Source organism: Streptomyces tamarix, assembly GCF_032423885.1.
In the GTDB taxonomy this organism is placed as follows: Bacteria; Actinomycetota; Actinomycetes; order Streptomycetales; family Streptomycetaceae; genus Streptomyces; species Streptomyces tamarix.
In genome coordinates this window covers 1-16,207 of the sequence record NZ_JAWCTQ010000005.1, presented here as the reverse complement: position 1 = coordinate 16,207, position 16,207 = coordinate 1, and the positions used below count along the sequence as shown (strand labels likewise).

The 16,207-nt window shown below is 73.6% G+C and carries 16 protein-coding genes; 3 read left to right on the top strand and 13 right to left on the bottom strand.

Going from position 1 to position 16,207, the window contains the following annotated elements:
- Window positions 1-27 precede the first annotated feature (27 nt).
- The 5 genes from RND61_RS05710 to RND61_RS05690 all read right to left on the bottom strand — a co-directional run bounded on the left by RND61_RS05710 (window position 28) and on the right by RND61_RS05690 (window position 5,421).
- Window positions 28-1,692: a bifunctional uroporphyrinogen-III C-methyltransferase/uroporphyrinogen-III synthase gene (locus tag RND61_RS05710; RefSeq protein ID WP_315876652.1), complete on the bottom strand. Its 1,665-nt coding sequence runs from the start codon at window positions 1,690-1,692 to the stop codon at window positions 28-30.
- Entirely contained in the window at window positions 1,689-2,681 is a 993-nt protein-coding gene (hemC, locus tag RND61_RS05705) for a hydroxymethylbilane synthase (RefSeq protein ID WP_315876650.1), read from the bottom strand. The genes RND61_RS05710 and hemC overlap by 4 nt, the downstream gene beginning before the upstream one ends.
- Window positions 2,678-4,033: a glutamyl-tRNA reductase gene (locus RND61_RS05700; RefSeq protein ID WP_315876648.1), complete on the bottom strand. Its 1,356-nt coding sequence runs from the start codon at window positions 4,031-4,033 to the stop codon at window positions 2,678-2,680. The genes hemC and RND61_RS05700 overlap by 4 nt, the downstream gene beginning before the upstream one ends.
- Entirely contained in the window at window positions 4,030-4,824 is a 795-nt protein-coding gene (locus RND61_RS05695) for a redox-sensing transcriptional repressor Rex (RefSeq protein ID WP_315876646.1), read from the bottom strand. Before RND61_RS05695 ends, RND61_RS05700 begins: the two co-directional genes overlap by 4 nt.
- A gap of 327 nt (window positions 4,825-5,151) precedes the next feature.
- A complete protein-coding gene (locus tag RND61_RS05690) occupies window positions 5,152-5,421 on the bottom strand; it encodes a glutaredoxin family protein (RefSeq protein WP_315876645.1) in 270 nt (89 codons plus the stop codon).
- A gap of 111 nt (window positions 5,422-5,532) precedes the next feature.
- Here RND61_RS05690 and RND61_RS05685 point away from each other — a divergent pair, with 111 nt between their 5' ends.
- From RND61_RS05685 to RND61_RS05675, 3 genes are all read left to right on the top strand, one after another.
- Window positions 5,533-6,471 carry an HAD family hydrolase gene (locus RND61_RS05685; protein ID WP_315876643.1) on the top strand — a complete coding sequence of 313 codons (939 nt, stop codon included), beginning with the start codon at window positions 5,533-5,535 and terminating at the stop codon, window positions 6,469-6,471.
- Window positions 6,472-6,816: 345 nt separating this feature from the next.
- On the top strand, window positions 6,817-7,599 hold the full coding sequence (locus tag RND61_RS05680) for an ECF subfamily RNA polymerase sigma factor, BldN family (RefSeq protein WP_315876642.1): 783 nt from the start codon (window positions 6,817-6,819) through the stop codon (window positions 7,597-7,599).
- A gap of 317 nt (window positions 7,600-7,916) precedes the next feature.
- On the top strand, window positions 7,917-9,128 hold the full coding sequence (locus tag RND61_RS05675; protein ID WP_315876640.1) for a DUF5667 domain-containing protein: 1,212 nt from the start codon (window positions 7,917-7,919) through the stop codon (window positions 9,126-9,128).
- 73 nt (window positions 9,129-9,201) lie between these two features.
- Here the strand turns inward: RND61_RS05675 and RND61_RS05670 are convergent, their stop codons facing one another.
- The 8 genes from RND61_RS05670 to RND61_RS05635 all read right to left on the bottom strand — a co-directional run bounded on the left by RND61_RS05670 (window position 9,202) and on the right by RND61_RS05635 (window position 16,189).
- Window positions 9,202-10,293: a 1-acyl-sn-glycerol-3-phosphate acyltransferase gene (locus tag RND61_RS05670; RefSeq protein WP_315876639.1), complete on the bottom strand. Its 1,092-nt coding sequence runs from the start codon at window positions 10,291-10,293 to the stop codon at window positions 9,202-9,204.
- A gap of 2 nt (window positions 10,294-10,295) precedes the next feature.
- On the bottom strand, window positions 10,296-11,393 hold the full coding sequence (locus RND61_RS05665) for an NAD-dependent epimerase/dehydratase family protein (protein ID WP_315876875.1): 1,098 nt from the start codon (window positions 11,391-11,393) through the stop codon (window positions 10,296-10,298).
- Window positions 11,394-11,579: 186 nt separating this feature from the next.
- The gene (locus RND61_RS05660) at window positions 11,580-11,678 is read right to left on the bottom strand and encodes a 30S ribosomal protein bS22 (protein WP_003948845.1); all 99 of its coding nucleotides are present in this window, start codon (window positions 11,676-11,678) and stop codon (window positions 11,580-11,582) included.
- Window positions 11,679-11,822: 144 nt separating this feature from the next.
- A complete protein-coding gene (locus RND61_RS05655) occupies window positions 11,823-12,035 on the bottom strand; it encodes a helix-turn-helix domain-containing protein (protein WP_058944276.1) in 213 nt (70 codons plus the stop codon).
- Window positions 12,036-12,162: 127 nt separating this feature from the next.
- Window positions 12,163-12,978, bottom strand: a complete 816-nt coding sequence (locus RND61_RS05650; RefSeq protein WP_315876636.1) for a phosphatase — start codon at window positions 12,976-12,978, stop codon at window positions 12,163-12,165.
- Between the two features lie 86 nt (window positions 12,979-13,064).
- Complete coding sequence (locus tag RND61_RS05645) at window positions 13,065-14,246, bottom strand: acetoin utilization protein AcuC (protein WP_315876635.1); 1,182 nt, start codon at window positions 14,244-14,246, stop codon at window positions 13,065-13,067.
- Window positions 14,215-15,501: an MFS transporter gene (locus RND61_RS05640; protein ID WP_315876633.1), complete on the bottom strand. Its 1,287-nt coding sequence runs from the start codon at window positions 15,499-15,501 to the stop codon at window positions 14,215-14,217. Before RND61_RS05640 ends, RND61_RS05645 begins: the two co-directional genes overlap by 32 nt.
- 43 nt (window positions 15,502-15,544) lie before the next feature.
- The gene (locus RND61_RS05635) at window positions 15,545-16,189 is read right to left on the bottom strand and encodes an HAD family hydrolase (RefSeq protein WP_315876632.1); all 645 of its coding nucleotides are present in this window, start codon (window positions 16,187-16,189) and stop codon (window positions 15,545-15,547) included.
- Window positions 16,190-16,207 lie beyond the last annotated feature (18 nt).

Genomic DNA, 16,207 nt, shown 5'->3' with positions numbered 1-16,207 from the left:
TCCGGGGCCGGGGCGAAGCCGCGGGCCCTACGTCGTGCGGCGCCGCCGGGCGCCCGGGCGGCGCTCCGAGGGGCGGGTGACCGGGTCGCCCGCCTCCAGTGCCGCCGCGCGGCGCTTCGCGCCGAACTCCGCCAGCGCCTCCGCCAGCTTCGTCACGGACGGCTCCGGGGACAGCACGTCCACGCGCAGGCCGTGCTCCTCCGCCGTCTTCGCGGTCGCCGGGCCGATGCAGGCGATCACCGTCACGTTGTGCGGCTTGCCCGCGATGCCGACCAGGTTCCGCACGGTCGACGACGACGTGAACAGCACCGCGTCGAAGCCGCCGCCCTTGATCGCCTCGCGGGTCTCGGCCGGCGGCGGCGACGCGCGCACGGTCCGGTACGCCGTGACGTCGTCGACCTCCCAGCCCAGCTCGATCAGCCCGGCCACCAGGGTCTCGGTCGCGATGTCGGCGCGCGGCAGGAACACCCGGTCGATCGGGTCGAAGACCGGGTCGTACGGCGGCCAGTCCTCCAGCAGCCCCGCCGCGGACTGCTCCCCGCTCGGCACCAGGTCCGGCTTGACGCCGAAGTCGATCAGGGACTTCGCGGTCTGCTCGCCCACCGCCGCGACCTTGATCCCGGCGAAGGCGCGGGCGTCGAGCCCGTACTCCTCGAACTTCTCGCGGACGGCCTTCACGGCGTTCACCGAGGTGAAGGCGATCCACTCGTAGCGGCCCGTGACGAGGCCCTTGACCGCGCGCTCCATCTGCTGCGGGGTGCGCGGCGGCTCGACGGCGATGGTCGGGACCTCGCTGGGCACGGCACCGTACGACCTGAGCTGGTCGGAGAGCGACGCCGCCTGCTCCTTGGTGCGCGGGACGAGGACCTTCCAGCCGAACAGCGGCTTGGACTCGAACCACGCGAGCTGGTCGCGCTGGGCGGCGGCGCTGCGCTCACCGACCACGGCTATGACGGGCCGGTGGCCCTCCGGGGACGGCAGCACCTTCGCCTGCTTCAGCGTCTGCGCGATCGAACCGAGCGTCGAGGTCCACGTCCGCTGCCGGGTGGTCGTCCCGGCGACGGTGACGGTCAGCGGCGTGTCCGGCTTGCGGCCGGCCGCGACGAGCTCACCGGCGGCGGAGGCGACGGAGTCCAGCGTCGTGGACACCACCACCGTGCCGTCGGACGCGCCGACCTCGGTCCAGCAGCGGTCGCTCGCGGTGCGGGCGTCCACGAACCGGACGTCCGCGCCCTGGGCGTCGCGCAGCGGCACGCCGGCGTACGCGGGCACGCCGACCGCGGTGGCGACGCCGGGCACGACCTCGAAGGGGATGCCGGCGGCGGCGCAGGCGAGCATCTCGGCGCCCGCGTCGCCGTCGAGCCCCGGGTCGCCGCTCAGCGCACGCACCACCCGCTTGCCGCCCCGCGCGGCCTCCATGACAAGATTGGCGGCGTCCCTCAACACCGGGACTCCGGCGGTCATTGACGCGTCGTCAACGACCGCCAGCTCGGGCGTGCTCACCCCCGCCCGCGCGTGGCCGCGTACGACGTCGAGCACCTCGGGCTCGGCGATCAGTACGTCCGCGCCCGCCAGCGCCTCGACGGCGCGCAGAGTCAGCAGCCCCGGATCACCGGGACCGGCGCCGAGGAAGGTGACGTGCCCGTACGCGGAGAACGCCGAGGAAGCCTTGGATGCAGTGGTGGGGCTCAAAGTGCTCGCTCCCCCATAAGACCGGCCGCGCCCTTGGCGAGCATCTCGGCCGCGAGTTCGCGACCGAGGGCCACCGCGTCGTCGTGCGACGTGGGTACGGGACCGGTGGTGGACAACTGCACCAGCGTGGAGCCGTCGGTCGTGCCGACGACGCCGCGCAGGCGCATCTCATGAACATCCTGTTCGCCGGCCGGCAGGTCGGCGAGCGCGCCCACGGGGGCGGAGCAGCCGGCCTCCAGGGCGGCGAGCAGGGACCGCTCCGCGGTCACGGCGGCGCGGGTGTGCGCGTCGTCGAGCTGGGCGAGCGCGGCGACCAGGTCGGCGTCGGCGGACAGGCACTCGACCGCGAGGGCGCCCTGGCCCGGGGCGGGCAGCACGACGTCGAACGGCAGGAACTCGGTGACCTCGTCGATCCGGCCGAGCCGGTTCAGCCCGGCGGCGGCCAGGACGACCGCGTCGAGCTCGCCGCTGCGGACGTAGCCGACGCGGGTGTCGACGTTCCCCCGGATGGCGACGGTCTCGACGCGCAGGCCGTGGTCGCGGGCGTACGCGTTGAGCTGCGCCATCCGGCGCGGCGCGCCGGTGCCGACGCGGATGACGCCGTCCCGCGCGCCCGCGGCCAGCTCCGCGAGCGGAAGCCCGTCGCGGGCGACGAGCACGTCGCGCGGGTCCTCGCGGACCGGGATCGCGGCGAGCACGAGGTCGTCGTGCTGCGCGGTCGGCAGGTCCTTGAGGGAGTGGACGGCGAAGTCCACCTCCCCGGCGAACAGCGCGTCGCGCAGCGCGGTGACGAAGACGCCCGTGCCGCCGATCTGCGCGAGGTGCTCGCGGGAGACGTCCCCGTAGGTGGTGATCTCGACGAGCTCCACGGGGCGGCCGGTCAGTCGGCGGACGGCGTCCGCGACGTGCCCGGACTGGGCCATGGCGAGCTTGCTGCGCCTGGTTCCCAGCTTCAGTGCCCTCTGGGTGCTCTGGGCCCTCTCGGTCATACTCGCCCTCGGTTCACGTCGGCGTCAGTCAGGTCGGCCCGCGAGACGGCGGCGACCGTCTCCGGGTCGAGGTCGAAGAGTGTGCGCAGCGCGTCGGCGTACCCGGCGCCGCCGGGCTCGCTGGCGAGCTGCTTCACGCGCACGGTCGGCGCGTGCAGCAGCTTGTCGACGACGCGGCGCACCGTCTGGGTGATCTCGGCGCGCTGCTTCTCGTCGAGGCCGGGGAGCCGCCCCTCCAGGCGGGCCATCTCACCGGCGACGACATCGGCGGCCATCGTGCGCAGGGCGACGACGGTCGGGGTGATGTGCGCGGCGCGCTGGGCGGCGCCGAAGGCGGCGACCTCGTCGGCGACGATCCCGCGGACCTGGTCGACGTCGGCGGCCATGGGCGCGTCGGCGGACGCCTCGGCGAGGGACTCGATGTCGACGAGCCGGACGTTCACCATGTGGTGCACGGCGGCGTCGATGTCGCGGGGCATGGCCAGGTCGAGCAGGGCCAGGGGGGCCCTACGGCCCGTCATGGCGGTCTCGACGGCCGGGCCGTTCAGGACGAGGCCGGTCGCGCCCGTGCAGGAGACGACCACGTCGGCGCGGGCCAGCTCCTCGCCGACGGCGGCCATGCGGACGGCGCGGGCGGCGACGCCCGTGCCACCGGGCTCGGTGAGGATCTGGACGAGGCGCTCGGCGCGCTCGGCCGTGCGGTTGGCGATGACGATCTCGTCGACGCCGGCGCGGGCGAGGGTCGCCGCGGCGAGCGACGACATGGAGCCGGCGCCGATGACGAGGGCGCGCTTGCCCTTCGCCCAGGCCGGTACGTCCACGCTGCCCACGGCGAGCTGCTCCAGGCCGAAGGTGACCAGGGACTGCCCGGCCCGGTCGATCCCGGTCTCGCTGTGGGCGCGCTTGCCGACCCGCAGGGCCTGCTGGAACAGGTCGTTCAGCAGGCGGCCCGCGGTGTGCAGCTCCTGGGCGCGCGCGAGGGCGTCCTTGATCTGGCCGAGGATCTGGCCCTCGCCGACGACCATCGAGTCCAGGCCGCAGGCCACGGAGAACAGGTGGTGGACGGCCCGGTCCTCGTAGTGCACGTACAGGAAGGGCGTGAGCTCCTCCAGGCCGACGCCGCTGTGCTGGGCGAGCAGCGTGGACAGCTCGGCGACACCGGCGTGGAACTTGTCCACGTCGGCGTAGAGCTCGATGCGGTTGCAGGTCGCCAGGACGGCGGCCTCGACGGCCGGCTCGGCGGCGAGGGCGTCCTGGAGCAGCTTGTTCTGCGTGTCGGAGTCGAGGGAGGCCCGCTCCAGCACGCTGACGGGCGCGCTGCGGTGGCTGAGGCCGACGACGAGGAGGCTCATGCCGGCATCACGGCGGGGACGTCCCCGTCCGGTCCCTTGCGGCCCGCGGTCGCCGCGGGGGCGGTCGCCGGGGCGGCGGCGCGCACGGCGGCGGCGGACGGGAGGCCGGCCTCGCCGACGGCCCCGTCCTCACCGGCCTTGCGCTGCTCGTGGAAGGCGAGGATCTGGAGTTCGATCGACAGGTCGACCTTGCGCACGTCGACGCCGTCCGGGACGGACAGGACGGTCGGCGCGAAGTTCAGGATGGAGGAGACCCCCGCGGCGACGAGCCGGTCGCAGACCTGCTGGGCGGCGCCGGCGGGCGTGGCGATGACGCCGATCGAGACGCCGTTCTCCTCGATGATCCTTTCGAGGTCGTCGATGTACTGGACGGGGATGCCCGCGACGGGCTTGCCGACCATGGACGGGTCGGCGTCGATCAGCGCCGCCACCCGGAAGCCCCGGGACGCGAAACCGCCGTAGTTGGCGAGGGCCGCGCCGAGGTTTCCGATGCCGACCATGACGATCGGCCAGTCCTGGGTCAGGCCCAGCTCGCGGGAGATCTGGTAGACGAGGTACTCGACGTCGTAGCCGACACCGCGCGTGCCGTAGGAGCCGAGGTAGCTGAAGTCCTTGCGCAGCTTGGCGGAGTTGACCCCGGCGGCCGCGGCGAGCTCCTCGGACGAGACCGTGGGTACGGACCGCTCCGACAGGGCGGTGAGCGCCCGCAGGTACAGCGGAAGGCGGGCGACGGTGGCCTCGGGGATGCCTCGGCTACGGGTCGCCGGTCGGTGAGTTCGGCCAGTTGCCACGGTGCTCCTGCGGGATGAGCGGGGCTGCGGGCGGCCCGTCCCAAGACCGCCCCGTCGACAGCAGGCTATGTCTTTGTGAACGCGTGCACAAAGATGATGTCCGCTTTGTCCGCGCAAAGTGACCGGGGTCACGCGACCCGTTCGCGCCATCGCGGAACCATCGGGAGCCTCAGCGCGTTCGATCTTCGGATAGGGCAAAGCCGTACACACTCCCTACGATGACGCCCCCGAAACCGAACAAAAAGCATCCGATGGTAACCGCCTTCGGCCATCGTCGGCGCCGCCGCGCGCAAGCCGCGCCCCCGAACCTGCCCGGCCGGCTCCCGGTCACCCCGACAGCGCCTCCCGCAGCCGCGCCTCGTCCACCCGCCAGAACGTGTGCTGTTCGCCGTCCACCAGCACGACGGGGATCTGCTCCCAGTAGGCCCGGTGCAGCGCCTCGTCCCGTGTGATGTCCCTCTCCTCCCACACGGCGCCCGTCTCCGCGCAGACGCGCTCGACCACCGCGCGCGCGTCGTCGCACAGGTGGCACCCGGGCTTCCCGATGAGCGTGACGGTCCGCGGACCGGCGGGCCTCTTCTTCGTACGTCCGAACATGCGCCCATTGTCCGCGCCCCGGCGTGCCGCTTCACCCCTCCGCCGCCGAGGGTTCACACGGGGGCGTCCCACAAGTCGGGCGGTGGCGGACGCACTGGCTATGCTCACGACATGGCCGCACTCGGATGGCTCTCCCCTCGTAGGCGCCCCGCCACGGCGCGCAGCGTGCTGGCCGGCGAGGCCGCGGCGGAGGCGGCGCGCAAGACCTCCCAACAGTTGGAGCTCCTCGACCGGGCGCTGGCGCAAGCGGAACCGGAGGTCGAGTTCCCCGTCCGCGGCGACGCCCGCGCGGCTGCGTTCTTCGACCTGGACAACACGGTCATGCAGGGCGCCGCCCTCTTCCACTTCGGTCGCGGCCTGTACAAGCGGAAGTTCTTCCAGCGCCGCGAGCTGGCCCGGTTCGCCTGGCAGCAGGCGTGGTTCCGGCTGGCCGGCGTCGAGGACCCGGAGCACATGCAGAACGCCCGCGAGAGCGCCCTGTCGATCGTCAAGGGCCACCGCGTCTCCGAGCTCGCGACCATCGGCGAGGAGATCTACGACGAGTACATGGCCGACCGGATCTGGCCCGGCACCCGTGCCCTCGCCCAGGCGCACCTGGACGCCGGACAGAAGGTGTGGCTCGTCACGGCGGCGCCCGTGGAGACGGCGACGATCATCGCCCGGCGGCTCGGGCTGACCGGCGCGCTGGGCACGGTCGCCGAGTCCGTCGACGGCGTGTACACCGGCCGCCTGGTCGGCGAACCGCTGCACGGCCCGGCCAAGGCGGAGGCCGTACGGGCCCTGGCCGCCGCGGAGGGGCTGGACCTGGACCGCTGCGCGGCGTACAGCGACTCGCACAACGACATCCCGATGCTGTCGCTGGTCGGCCACCCGTACGCGATCAACCCGGACGCGAAGCTGCGCCGGTACGCCAAGGAGCGGGAGTGGCGGCTGCGCGACTACCGGACGGGCCGCAAGGCCGCGAAGGTCGGGATTCCCGCCGCCGCGGGCGTGGGCGCGCTGGCGGGCGGCACGGCCGCCGCGGTGGCCCTGCACCGCCGCCGCCGCTGACCACCGGCTCGGGCGGGGACTCGGGCGCGGGCGCGGGCGACGCCATTCGAGGGGGCCTACCCGCCGAAATCGGGCGCCAGTCGCGCCCGACGCATTCGGCCAGAACACGCCCCCTGGACAGACAGAAGTCGAATAAATTCGCTCAAAAAGCGGCGGTCAAGCGCGACACGCTGCGCTCTTTAAACGCAACAGAAACGACCGAAACGGCGATTTGAGCAACTCGGCGTAGCACTCCCTGTACGAAGCGTTATTCTCCTCAGACGCATACGGAACCCCCCACACGTCGCCACGACGAGTGAAAGGTCCCGCACTGCACGTGATGGAAGCTCTGCCTCTGGGAGTCCCGTGTACCCACACGTCGGGGTTGACGCCTCGGGCCTGGCTACGCTGCGCGCGACGGTCCTCGACCACTTGCGCGGCTTCGTCCCCACCGCGTACGCCGTCCCCGCATTCGCCGTACCAGTCCCCGCCGGCCCCTGCTACGCCCTGGCCGACGGCGGTGCCGCGGCCGTCGGAAGAAGGAGCGCCCGGAGCGGCGCGGGCGCCTCGACCACCGCCCGCCGACCCACCGCCGACAGCGACAGCGGCCGCATGATGGAGCTGGTCGAACGCGCCCAGGCCGGCGAGGCCGAGGCCTTCGGCCGTCTCTACGACCAGTACAGCGACACCGTCTACCGCTACATCTACTACCGCGTCGGCGGCAGGGCGACCGCCGAGGACCTGACCAGCGAGACCTTCCTGCGCGCCCTCCGCCGGATCTCCACCTTCACCTGGCAGGGCCGCGACTTCGGTGCCTGGCTGGTCACGATCGCGCGCAACCTGGTCGCCGACCACTTCAAATCGAGCCGGTTCCGGCTGGAAGTGACCACGGGTGAGATGCTCGACGCCAACGAGGTCGAGCGCAGCCCCGAGGACTCCGTCCTGGAGTCCCTCTCCAACGCCGCCCTGCTCGAAGCCGTCCGCAAGCTCAACCCCCAGCAGCAGGAGTGCGTCACGCTCCGCTTCCTGCACGGCCTGTCCGTCGCCGAGACCGCGCGCGTGATGGGCAAGAACGAGGGCGCGATCAAGACCCTCCAGTACCGCGCCGTGCGCACGCTCGCCCGGCTGCTCCCCGAAGACGCCCGCTGACCCACCGGGCCCCGTCCCCACCCGTCCCCGCCCCGCCCCGTCCCCATCCCGTCCCCGTCTTGCGTCCCCCGTCCCGCCGCCGCCCCGACCGGCCCCCCTCCCCGCCAACTCACCCCTGGTGACCGCCTCATGACGCGCTGGTCCGATCATCTTCCGTCCGTAACCCAAGTGCCGCGACACTCGTTGTGCGGGACGCAGGCTCCCTCTGGTCGCACCCCGTCCACAGCCGCCCACCCGTCCGTGTGGATGTGTTCGACGCGTGCAACCTTCCGGACCCCCTGGGGAGTCGACCGTCATGACGAGAGGAGGTGCCGCCAGTGATCGCGAACGTATCGGCGCACCGGCGGGCGAACGCCTTCGCCCAGGCCCTGGAAGAACAGGCGGCCCAGCAGCCCGAGGCGTCGGCCCAACCCAGCGAGCAGAGTCGGCTCCTGGCCCTGGCGAACGGCCTCGGCGAACTGCCGAAGCCCACCATGGACCCCGAAGTGAAGGCGGTGCAGCGGGCCCAGCTCGTCGCCGCCATGGAAGCGATGTTCCAGGAGGGCACGGCCCCTGGCGACGCGCCCGCGGACCCCACGGTCCCCGAGCAGCGGACGTCGAGCGGTCGCGGCGCGCACCGCGCCGGTGCCCTCCGCAGACTGCGGCCCCGCAGCCGCTGGTCGAAGGGCCTGGCCGCCGGCGGCCTCACCGTGGGCGTGGCGGCGGGCGCGTTCGGCGGAGTCGCCGCCGCCAGTTCCGACGCCCTCCCCGGTGACTCCCTGTACGGGCTGAAGCGGGGCATGGAAGACCTGAAGCTCGGCCTCGCCGACGACGAAGCCGACCGCGGCGAGATCCACCTCGACCACGCCTCCACCCGGCTCAGCGAGGCCCGCCGCCTGCTGGAACGCGTCCGGTCCGGCGAACTGGACCACGAGTCGCTGAACGAGATCCGCCGCACGCTCAGCGGCATGCAGCACCACGTGTCCGAAGGCCACCGCCTGCTCCGCCTCGCCTACGAGCGGGACGGCCGCATCGCCCCCATGGCCACCCTCGACTCGTTCGCCCGCAGCCACCGCGGCACGTGGGACGGCCTGCGCGCCAAGCTCCCGCCCCAGCTGACCGACGTGCGCGACCAGGTGACGTCCGTCTTCGACGCCATAGACCAACAGGTCGCCCCGCTCAAGTCGCAGCTTCCCGACACCCCGGAGAAGAACGGTCGCGGCCCCGGCCGGCCCGGCGCCACCGACGGCTCGACCGGCCCCGGCCCCTCCAGCCAGGTCCCGTCCAGCCCGCACGCCCAGCCCTCGGGCGGCACCGGCGGCACGGACGGCACGCCCGGCCCGTCCGACAGTTCGAGCAGGGCCACGGACGAGGGCCTCCTCGGCGGCGGCACGGGCGGCCTCCTCGACCCGGACGGTCCGAGCACATCGGCACCGCCCGCCCAGGACGGCCTCCAGGAGTCCCCGGCGACCGAGCCCGACGTGACCCTCCCGCCGCTGCTCCCCGGCATCCTCCCGGGCCTCGGCATCGACGGCGAGGACGTCCGCTAGCGACGCGTACGGCACGGAACCGGGCGCCGCTCCCCACGGAGCGGCGCCCGACGCCGTACCCGTACCCGTACGGTCAGAAGAACACCGACCGGCGGCGCACCAGCAGCTTGTACAGCGTGTGCTGGATCTGCTCCCGCACCTGGTCCGTCAGGTTGAACATCAGCATCGGGTCCTCCGCCGCCTCCGGCGCGTACCCGTCCGTCGGGATCGGCTCGCCGAACTGGATCGTCCACTTCGTGGGCAGCGGCAGCGCGCCCAGCGGACCCAGCCACGGGAACGTCGGCGTGATCGGGAAGTACGGGAGGCCCAGCAGCCGCGCCAGCGTCCTGGCGTTGCCGACCATGGGGTAGATCTCCTCCGCGCCGACGATCGAGCACGGCACGATCGGCACGCCCGCACGCAGCGCCGTCGACACGAAGCCGCCCCGCCCGAACCGCTGCAGCTTGTACCGCTCGCCGAACGGCTTCCCGATCCCCTTGAAGCCCTCCGGCATCACCCCGACGACCTCACCGCGCTGGAGCAGCCGCTCCGCGTCCTCCGCGCACGCCAGCGTGTGCCCGGCCTTCCGGGCCAGTTCGCTGACGACGGGCAGCATGAACACCAGGTCCGCGGCGAGCAGCCGCAGGTGACGGCCCGCCGGATGGTGGTCGTGGACGGCGACCTGCATCATCAGCCCGTCCAGCGGCAGCGTCCCCGAGTGGTTCGCCACGACCAGGGCGCCGCCCTCGGCCGGGATGTTCTCGACGCCCCGCACCTCCACCCGGAAGTACTTCTCGTACAGGGGCCGCAGGAGCGACATCAGGACCTGGTCGGTGAGCTCCTCGTCGAAGCCGAACTCGTCGACCTCGTAGGCGCCGGTGACGCGGCGCCGCAGGAACGCCAGACCGCCCGCGATCCGCCGCTCCCAGCCACCGCCCCCGGCGTCCCGCCCGACCTCGGCTTCCCGCCCGGCCCCGGCGTCCTGTCCGGTCCCGGCGTCCCCGGCCTCCGGCGGGTGCGGGGCGTGCCCGTCGCCCCGCGGCCCGGGCGCCTCCGGAGCGGCCTGTCCCGGCAGCGGGGTCACCGGGCGGGCCGGAGCGCCCGGGGAGGCCCTCCTGCGGCCCGTGCGGGGCGCACCGCCGCGCGGCCGGTCCTCGTCGAAGGGGATGACCTTGGCGTCCGCCATCGTTAGCCCGCGCTCCTTGTCCCGGCGGTTCCACGCCGCTTCGCCGTCCGCGCCGTCCGCGCGGCCACACCGTCGCCGAGCCTGGCCGCCACCCCGTCGACGGCCGCCGCCAGCGCGGCCGGCGGCAGCAGGCCGGGCCCCCGGTGCCGTACGAAGTCCGCGAAGGTCTCCGCCGTCGTGTGGGTGGGGTCGAACCCGAGGGTCTCGCGCATCTGGACCGTGCTGACGACCCGGCCGTGCGTGAGGAGGCGGATCTGCTCGGGTGAGAAGTCGCTCACCCCGAACGTCCGCAGGGCCGTACCGGCCCAGGTGACGGCCGGCGGCAGCAGCGGGAGCGTCGGCCGGCCCAGGCGCCGGGCGCACTGCGACAGGGTCAGCACCCCGTCCCCGGCGATGTTGAACGTCCCGCTGTTGAGCGTGCCGCGGCGCGGCTCCGACGAGGCGATGCGCAGCACGTCGAGCACGTCGTCCTCGTGGACGAACTGGAGCCGCGGGTCGTACCCGAGGACCGTGGGCAGCACCGGCAGCGAGAAGTACTGGGCCAGCGGGGAGTCGGCGCCGGGACCGAGGATGTTCGCGAAGCGCAGCACGCACACGGCGACGTCGGGGCGGCGCCGGGCGAAGCCCCGTACGTACCCCTCGACCTCGGCGACGTCCTTCGCGAAGCCGCCGCCGGGCAGCGACTTGGGCGGGGTCGTCTCGGTGAAGACCGCCGGGTCGCGCGGGGCGGAGCCGTACACGCCGGTGCTGGAGCGGACGACGACGCGCCCGACGGTGGGGCACTTCTGGCAGGCGCCGAGCAACTGCATCGTGCCGATGACGTTGGTCTCCTTGGCCGCGGCCCGGCCGCCCCCGCCCGCCGGCGGGGACGCGGAGACGTCCATGTGGACGACGGTGTCGACGCCGTGCTCGGCCAGGACGCGGCCGATGGCGAACTGCCTGATGTCGGCGCGGACGAAAACGGCGCCGTCCAGCGGGTGCTCGGGGGCGACCGCGTCCACCGCGACGACCCGGTCGACACCGGGGTCACGCACGACGCGTCGTACGAAACGGCCGGCGAGCTGCCTGGCCACCCCGGTGACGAGCACGACCCTGCCCACGTTCAGCGCCTTCCGTTCGGTCCCCGCGACGCGTGTGGCTGCCACCGTAACCGGTCCGTGCCGCTCCACGACGGCCACGGCCCCCGGAACGTCCGGAACCGGAGCCCCCGGAAACGGCCGGAACATGACCGCGGCCCTCCCACCGGAACCGGTGGGAGGGCCGCGAGGCGCACGTACAGCCGCCGCTTACTTCTTGTTACGGCGCTGAACACGGGTGCGCTTCAGAAGCTTGCGGTGCTTCTTCTTCGCCATCCGCTTGCGCCGCTTCTTGATAACAGAGCCCACGACTACCCTCGCTCACTTCTCGGAACACCCCCGCATGAGCGGGGATCTCGGTGCGGGGCGTCTGGGCCCACACGACCTACGTCGGCCTAGCCTACCCGCCAGAGCGCCGAGCTCGTAATCCGAGGGCGGTGAAAGGACTCCGGACTACGCGGTCTCCACCCCCACGAAGGACTCGCGGAGGTATTCGTGCACCGCCTGCTCCGGCACCCGGAAGGACCTCCCCACCCGAATCGCCGGCAAATGACCGCTGTGCACCAGCCGGTACACCGTCATCTTCGACACGCGCATCACCGAGGCGACTTCCGCCACGGTGAGGAACTTGACCTCGTTGAGAGGAGTCTCGCCAGCAGCAACCATGACCCACCTGTACCTTCCGCACATGACGTCACCGGCTTCCCCTCCGGTGACTCTTCGTCGCCGTGCGCTCACTCCCCAGACTAGGGGCGGTTGATACGGGTGGGGAAGAGGAGCAGCCACCCGCCGCCTACGGTGACAGACACGCCCGATTGAGTACATAGCGAGTAAGCGGGCGGTAGTAATCGGACCGCACCGCGTCGTCGAGCGGCACGGCGACCGCCACCTGCCCCTCGGCCTCCCCGACGAACAGCGCGGGGTCGTCCGTGTCGGCCAGCCCGATGGCCTCGATGCCTAGCTGACCTGCCCCGCAGACCCATCCGTGGTCCCCCACCACCAGCTCCGGAAGGGGCCCGCCGGCCTCGGCCGCGGCCCCCAGAGCGACCCTGACCGGCAGGGGCGAGTGGGTGTGCACGCCGGGCTCACAACCGGCGCCTTCGCCCCGCGGTTCCCGTACGAGCGCGACTCCCCGGGCGTAGTCGAGACGGTGGGTACGTACGCCGAATCGGGTCGTTATGTCGATACATCTCCCCTGCGCGGGGGTGAGAACGGGACAGCCTGCCGACGACAGGGCGTCTGCCAACGTGGCGTAGAAGCCCAGCAGCCGGTGGGGGTGCCCGGTCCCGAACAGCACGGGGGCGCGGCGCCGGGCGGCGGCGGCGAGCCGCCCCGCGAACGCGTCCAGCGCGTCGAGGGTCCGCTCGGGATCGATGACATCCTGCCCGGTGCGGTGCCCGGGGTCCTCGGACACCCCGCACCTGTCGGCCATGAGCCGCAGCAGGTCCCGTTCGTCCCACCGCCGTTCGGGGGCGAGCCCGAGCGTGACCCGCGGGTCGCGGGCGGCGAACAGCCGGTAGTTTCGCAGGCTCTTCTCGCGCGCGGTGGCGACGGGCCCGGCCAGTCCGGCCGCCAGCAGGTGCGCGCGCAGCGCCCCGGTACTCAGCACTCCGTCGATGGTGCCGCACGGGACCGGGCGCCGCGCCGGGAACGGCCGGGCACCGCACGGTCGGCCTAACGGCGCCCTGCCCGCCGTCACGGCTGGACGAGGAGCCCGCGCAGCGGGAACACGGCCTTGCGGGTCGCCAGGACGGCCTGGTCGAGCCGGTCCTCGGGGTCGTAGCCGTCCTCCCAGGGCCGCCAGGTGACGGGCCACCGCCCGTCGGTCATGCGCCGCGGCCCGGGCAGCCGGGTCCGCGCGTACACGACGTCCCGCCAGGACTGCGGGACGGCCGTCTCGGGCGGCACGTCTGCCCCGGCTGCGATGCCCACGAGGTGCGCCCAGGACCGCGGTACGACGTCGACGACCGCGTAGCCGCCACCGCCGAGGGCCACCCAGCGACCGCCTTCGACGTGTTCGTCGGCCAGGCCCCGGCAGGCCAGTTGGACGGCCCGCTGGGCGTCGAGGGAGACGGCGAGGTGGGCGAGCGGGTCCTCGAAGTGGGTGTCGGCGCCGTGCTGGGTGACGAGGACCTGCGGCCGGAAGTCGGCGAGCAGTTCGGGGACGACGGCGTGGAACGCCCGCAGCCAGCCGGCGTCGCCGGTCCCGGCGGGCAGGGCGATGTTGACGGCGCTGCCCTCGCCGGGGCCCCGGCCGGTCTCCTCGGGCCATCCGGTGCCGGGGAAGAGCGTGCGGGGGTGTTCGTGGAGGGAGATCGTGAGGACCCGCGGGTCGTCCTGGAACACGGCCTGCACGCCGTCGCCGTGGTGGACGTCCACGTCGAGGTAGGCGACGCGTTCGGCCCCGAGTTCGAGGAGCCGGGCGATGGCGAGGGCGGCGTCGTTGTAGACGCAGAACCCGGCGGCGGCTCCGGGCATGGCGTGGTGGAGGCCGCCGGTGAAGTTGACGGCGCGGGCGGCGTCCCCGCGCCACACGGCCTCGGCGGCGCCGACGGACAGCCCGGCGATGCGGGCGGACGCCTCGTGCATGCCGGGGAACGCCGGGTCGTCGGCGGTGCCCAGCCCGTACGCCTGGTCGGCGCGGGCCGGGTCGGCGGACGCGGCGCGCACGGCGGCGACGTAGTCCTCGCGGTGGACGAGCCGCAGCGTGGAGTCCCCGGCGGGCCTGGCGGATCTGATGTCGACGGCCCGGTCGACGTCGAGGGCCCGCACCAACTCCATGGTCAGCGCGAGCCGTACGGGGTCCATGGGGTGGCCGGGGCCGAAGTCGTACCCGGTTACTGCGTCATCCCACATCAACAGTGCGCGGCCGCTCATGACCGCCACCGTATCGGTCGGTGCGCCCGGCGAAGGAACCGGCGTACGGGAGTGCCGCCAGCACGAGCACGAGCGGCACCGCCATGGCCCAGCGCGGGCTCCACGCCTCGCCGAGGGCACCGACGAGCGGCGCCCCGACGAGGAGGCCGGCGTAGGTGGAGGCGTTGAGCCGCGCGACGGCCGCGTCGGCGGCCGGTGGGCCGTGCCCGGCGGCGGTGGCGTGCCGCCCGGCGGCGGCGAAGGTCTGCGGGACGATGACGCTCAGCCCGAGTCCGAGGACGGCGAACCCGGCGAGCCCGGTCCACGGCCCGGGCGCCGCGGCGACGGCGGCGAACCCGCCGGACGCGAGGAGGGCGCCGCCCCGCACGACGGCGACGGCCCCGTACCGCCGCACGACAAGGTCGCCCACGGCCCTCCCGAGCAGGGTGGTGGCCATGTACGCGCTGTACGGCAGGGTGGCGAACGCCTCGGAGCCGCCGAGGACGTCCCGGAGGTAGGTGGCGCTCCAGTGGGAGACGGTGGCGTCCCCGACGTACGCGAACGCCGCGACGAGGCACAGCGGCAGCAGGGCCCGCCCGGCCGGGCGCCGCCCGCCCCCGGCGCGGGGCGGGGCGCCGGACGGGGTGCTGGGCGGGGTACGGGACGGGGTGCCGGACGGAGTACGGAGCGGGGTGCCGGGCTGGGTGCCGCCGATCCGCCGGTCGCCGTACCGGTGGCCGGCGAGGAGGACGACGGCCAGCAGCGGCAGGACGAGGGGCGGGTAGAACCGGTCGAGCGGCAATCCGAGCCGGGCGCCGCCCCAGGCGAGGCCCGCGCCGGCGATCCCGCCGAGGCTGTACGCGGCGTGGAGGCCGAGCACGATGCTCCGCCCGTACTCCCGCTGGAGGCTGACGCCGAGCATGTTCATGGACGCGTCGAGCGCGCCGGCGGCGAGTCCGAACACGCCGAGGGCGACGCCCAGCTGCCACGCCCGCCCGCCGACGCCGATCCCGGCGAGCGCGAGGAGCACGACGGGCTGCGCCCACCGCAGGACGGTACGGGCGGGGACGCGGGTGACGAGGGCACCGGTGGCGACGCTGCCGAGCCCGGCGAGCAGGGGCACGCCGGCGAGGTGGACGGGCAGGTGGGCGTCGGGGATGCCGTACTGCTGCTGGACGGCGGGGACGCGGGTGACGAGCAGCGCGAAGGCGGTGCCCTGCGCGAGGAAGGAGAGGGCCAGCGCGCGCCGCGCGCGCCGCAGCCGCGCTTCGGTCATGGCCGGAGAGGGTACGGCGGTGACGGTCCGCCGGACAGGGGTGTCACAGGAGGAGCGCGGGCAGCCGGGTCATGTCGTCGAAGTAGCCGTGGGCACCGGGGAGTTCGTCGGGGGTGCTCATGGCGGTGAAGGCGTACACGTCCATGCCGGCGGCGCGGGCGGCCTGGACGCCGAGGGGGCTGTCCTCGACGACGGCGCACCGCTGGGGGGCGGCCCCCATCCGTTCGGCCGCGTGGAGGAACAGGTCGGGGGCGGGCTTGCCACGGCCGACGTCCTGGGCGCTGAACACGGTGCCGGGCGTGAACCACAGGTCGAGGCCGGTCTTGCGGTGCCCGACGCGGATCCGTTCGTGGCTGCCGGAGGAGGCGACGCAGTAGGGCACGCCGTCGGCGACGAGCTTGCCGAGGACGTCGGTCACTCCGGCGACGGCGGTGAGGTCGCGTTCGAAGGCGGCGAAGACCCGGGCGTGGAAGGTCTCGTCGAAATCGTCGGGCAGTCGCTGCCCGGTCCGTTCGAGGATGGTGTCGTGGATGCGGTGCGTGGCGCCCCCCATGTAGTCGCGGAGGGATTCCTCGTACGTGGTGGGGTGGCCCAGTTCGGTCAGGTAACCGGCCAGGATGGCGTTGGAGAGGGGCTCGCTGTCCACGAGGACACCGTCGTTGTCGAATATGACCAGGTCGTAGCGCATGAACCCACCCTAAGCACA

Bases quoted from the DNA above. Each gene is read 5' to 3' on its own strand.
- RND61_RS05670 (WP_315876639.1), bottom strand. From the start codon at position 10,293: ATGGCGGACGCCAAGGTCATCCCCTTCGACGAGGACCGGCCGCGCGGC.
- RND61_RS05645 (WP_315876635.1), bottom strand. From the start codon at position 14,246: ATGAGCGGCCGCGCACTGTTGATGTGGGATGACGCAGTAACCGGGTAC.
- RND61_RS05640 (WP_315876633.1), bottom strand. From the start codon at position 15,501: ATGACCGAAGCGCGGCTGCGGCGCGCGCGGCGCGCGCTGGCCCTCTCC.
- RND61_RS05635 (WP_315876632.1), bottom strand. From the start codon at position 16,189: ATGCGCTACGACCTGGTCATATTCGACAACGACGGTGTCCTCGTGGAC.
- hemC (WP_315876650.1), bottom strand. From the start codon at position 2,681: ATGACCGAGAGGGCCCAGAGCACCCAGAGGGCACTGAAGCTGGGAACC.
- RND61_RS05700 (WP_315876648.1), bottom strand. From the start codon at position 4,033: ATGAGCCTCCTCGTCGTCGGCCTCAGCCACCGCAGCGCGCCCGTCAGC.
- RND61_RS05690 (WP_315876645.1), bottom strand. From the start codon at position 5,421: ATGTTCGGACGTACGAAGAAGAGGCCCGCCGGTCCGCGGACCGTCACG.
- RND61_RS05655 (WP_058944276.1), bottom strand. From the start codon at position 12,035: ATGGTTGCTGCTGGCGAGACTCCTCTCAACGAGGTCAAGTTCCTCACC.
- RND61_RS05685 (WP_315876643.1), top strand. From the start codon at position 5,533: ATGGCCGCACTCGGATGGCTCTCCCCTCGTAGGCGCCCCGCCACGGCG.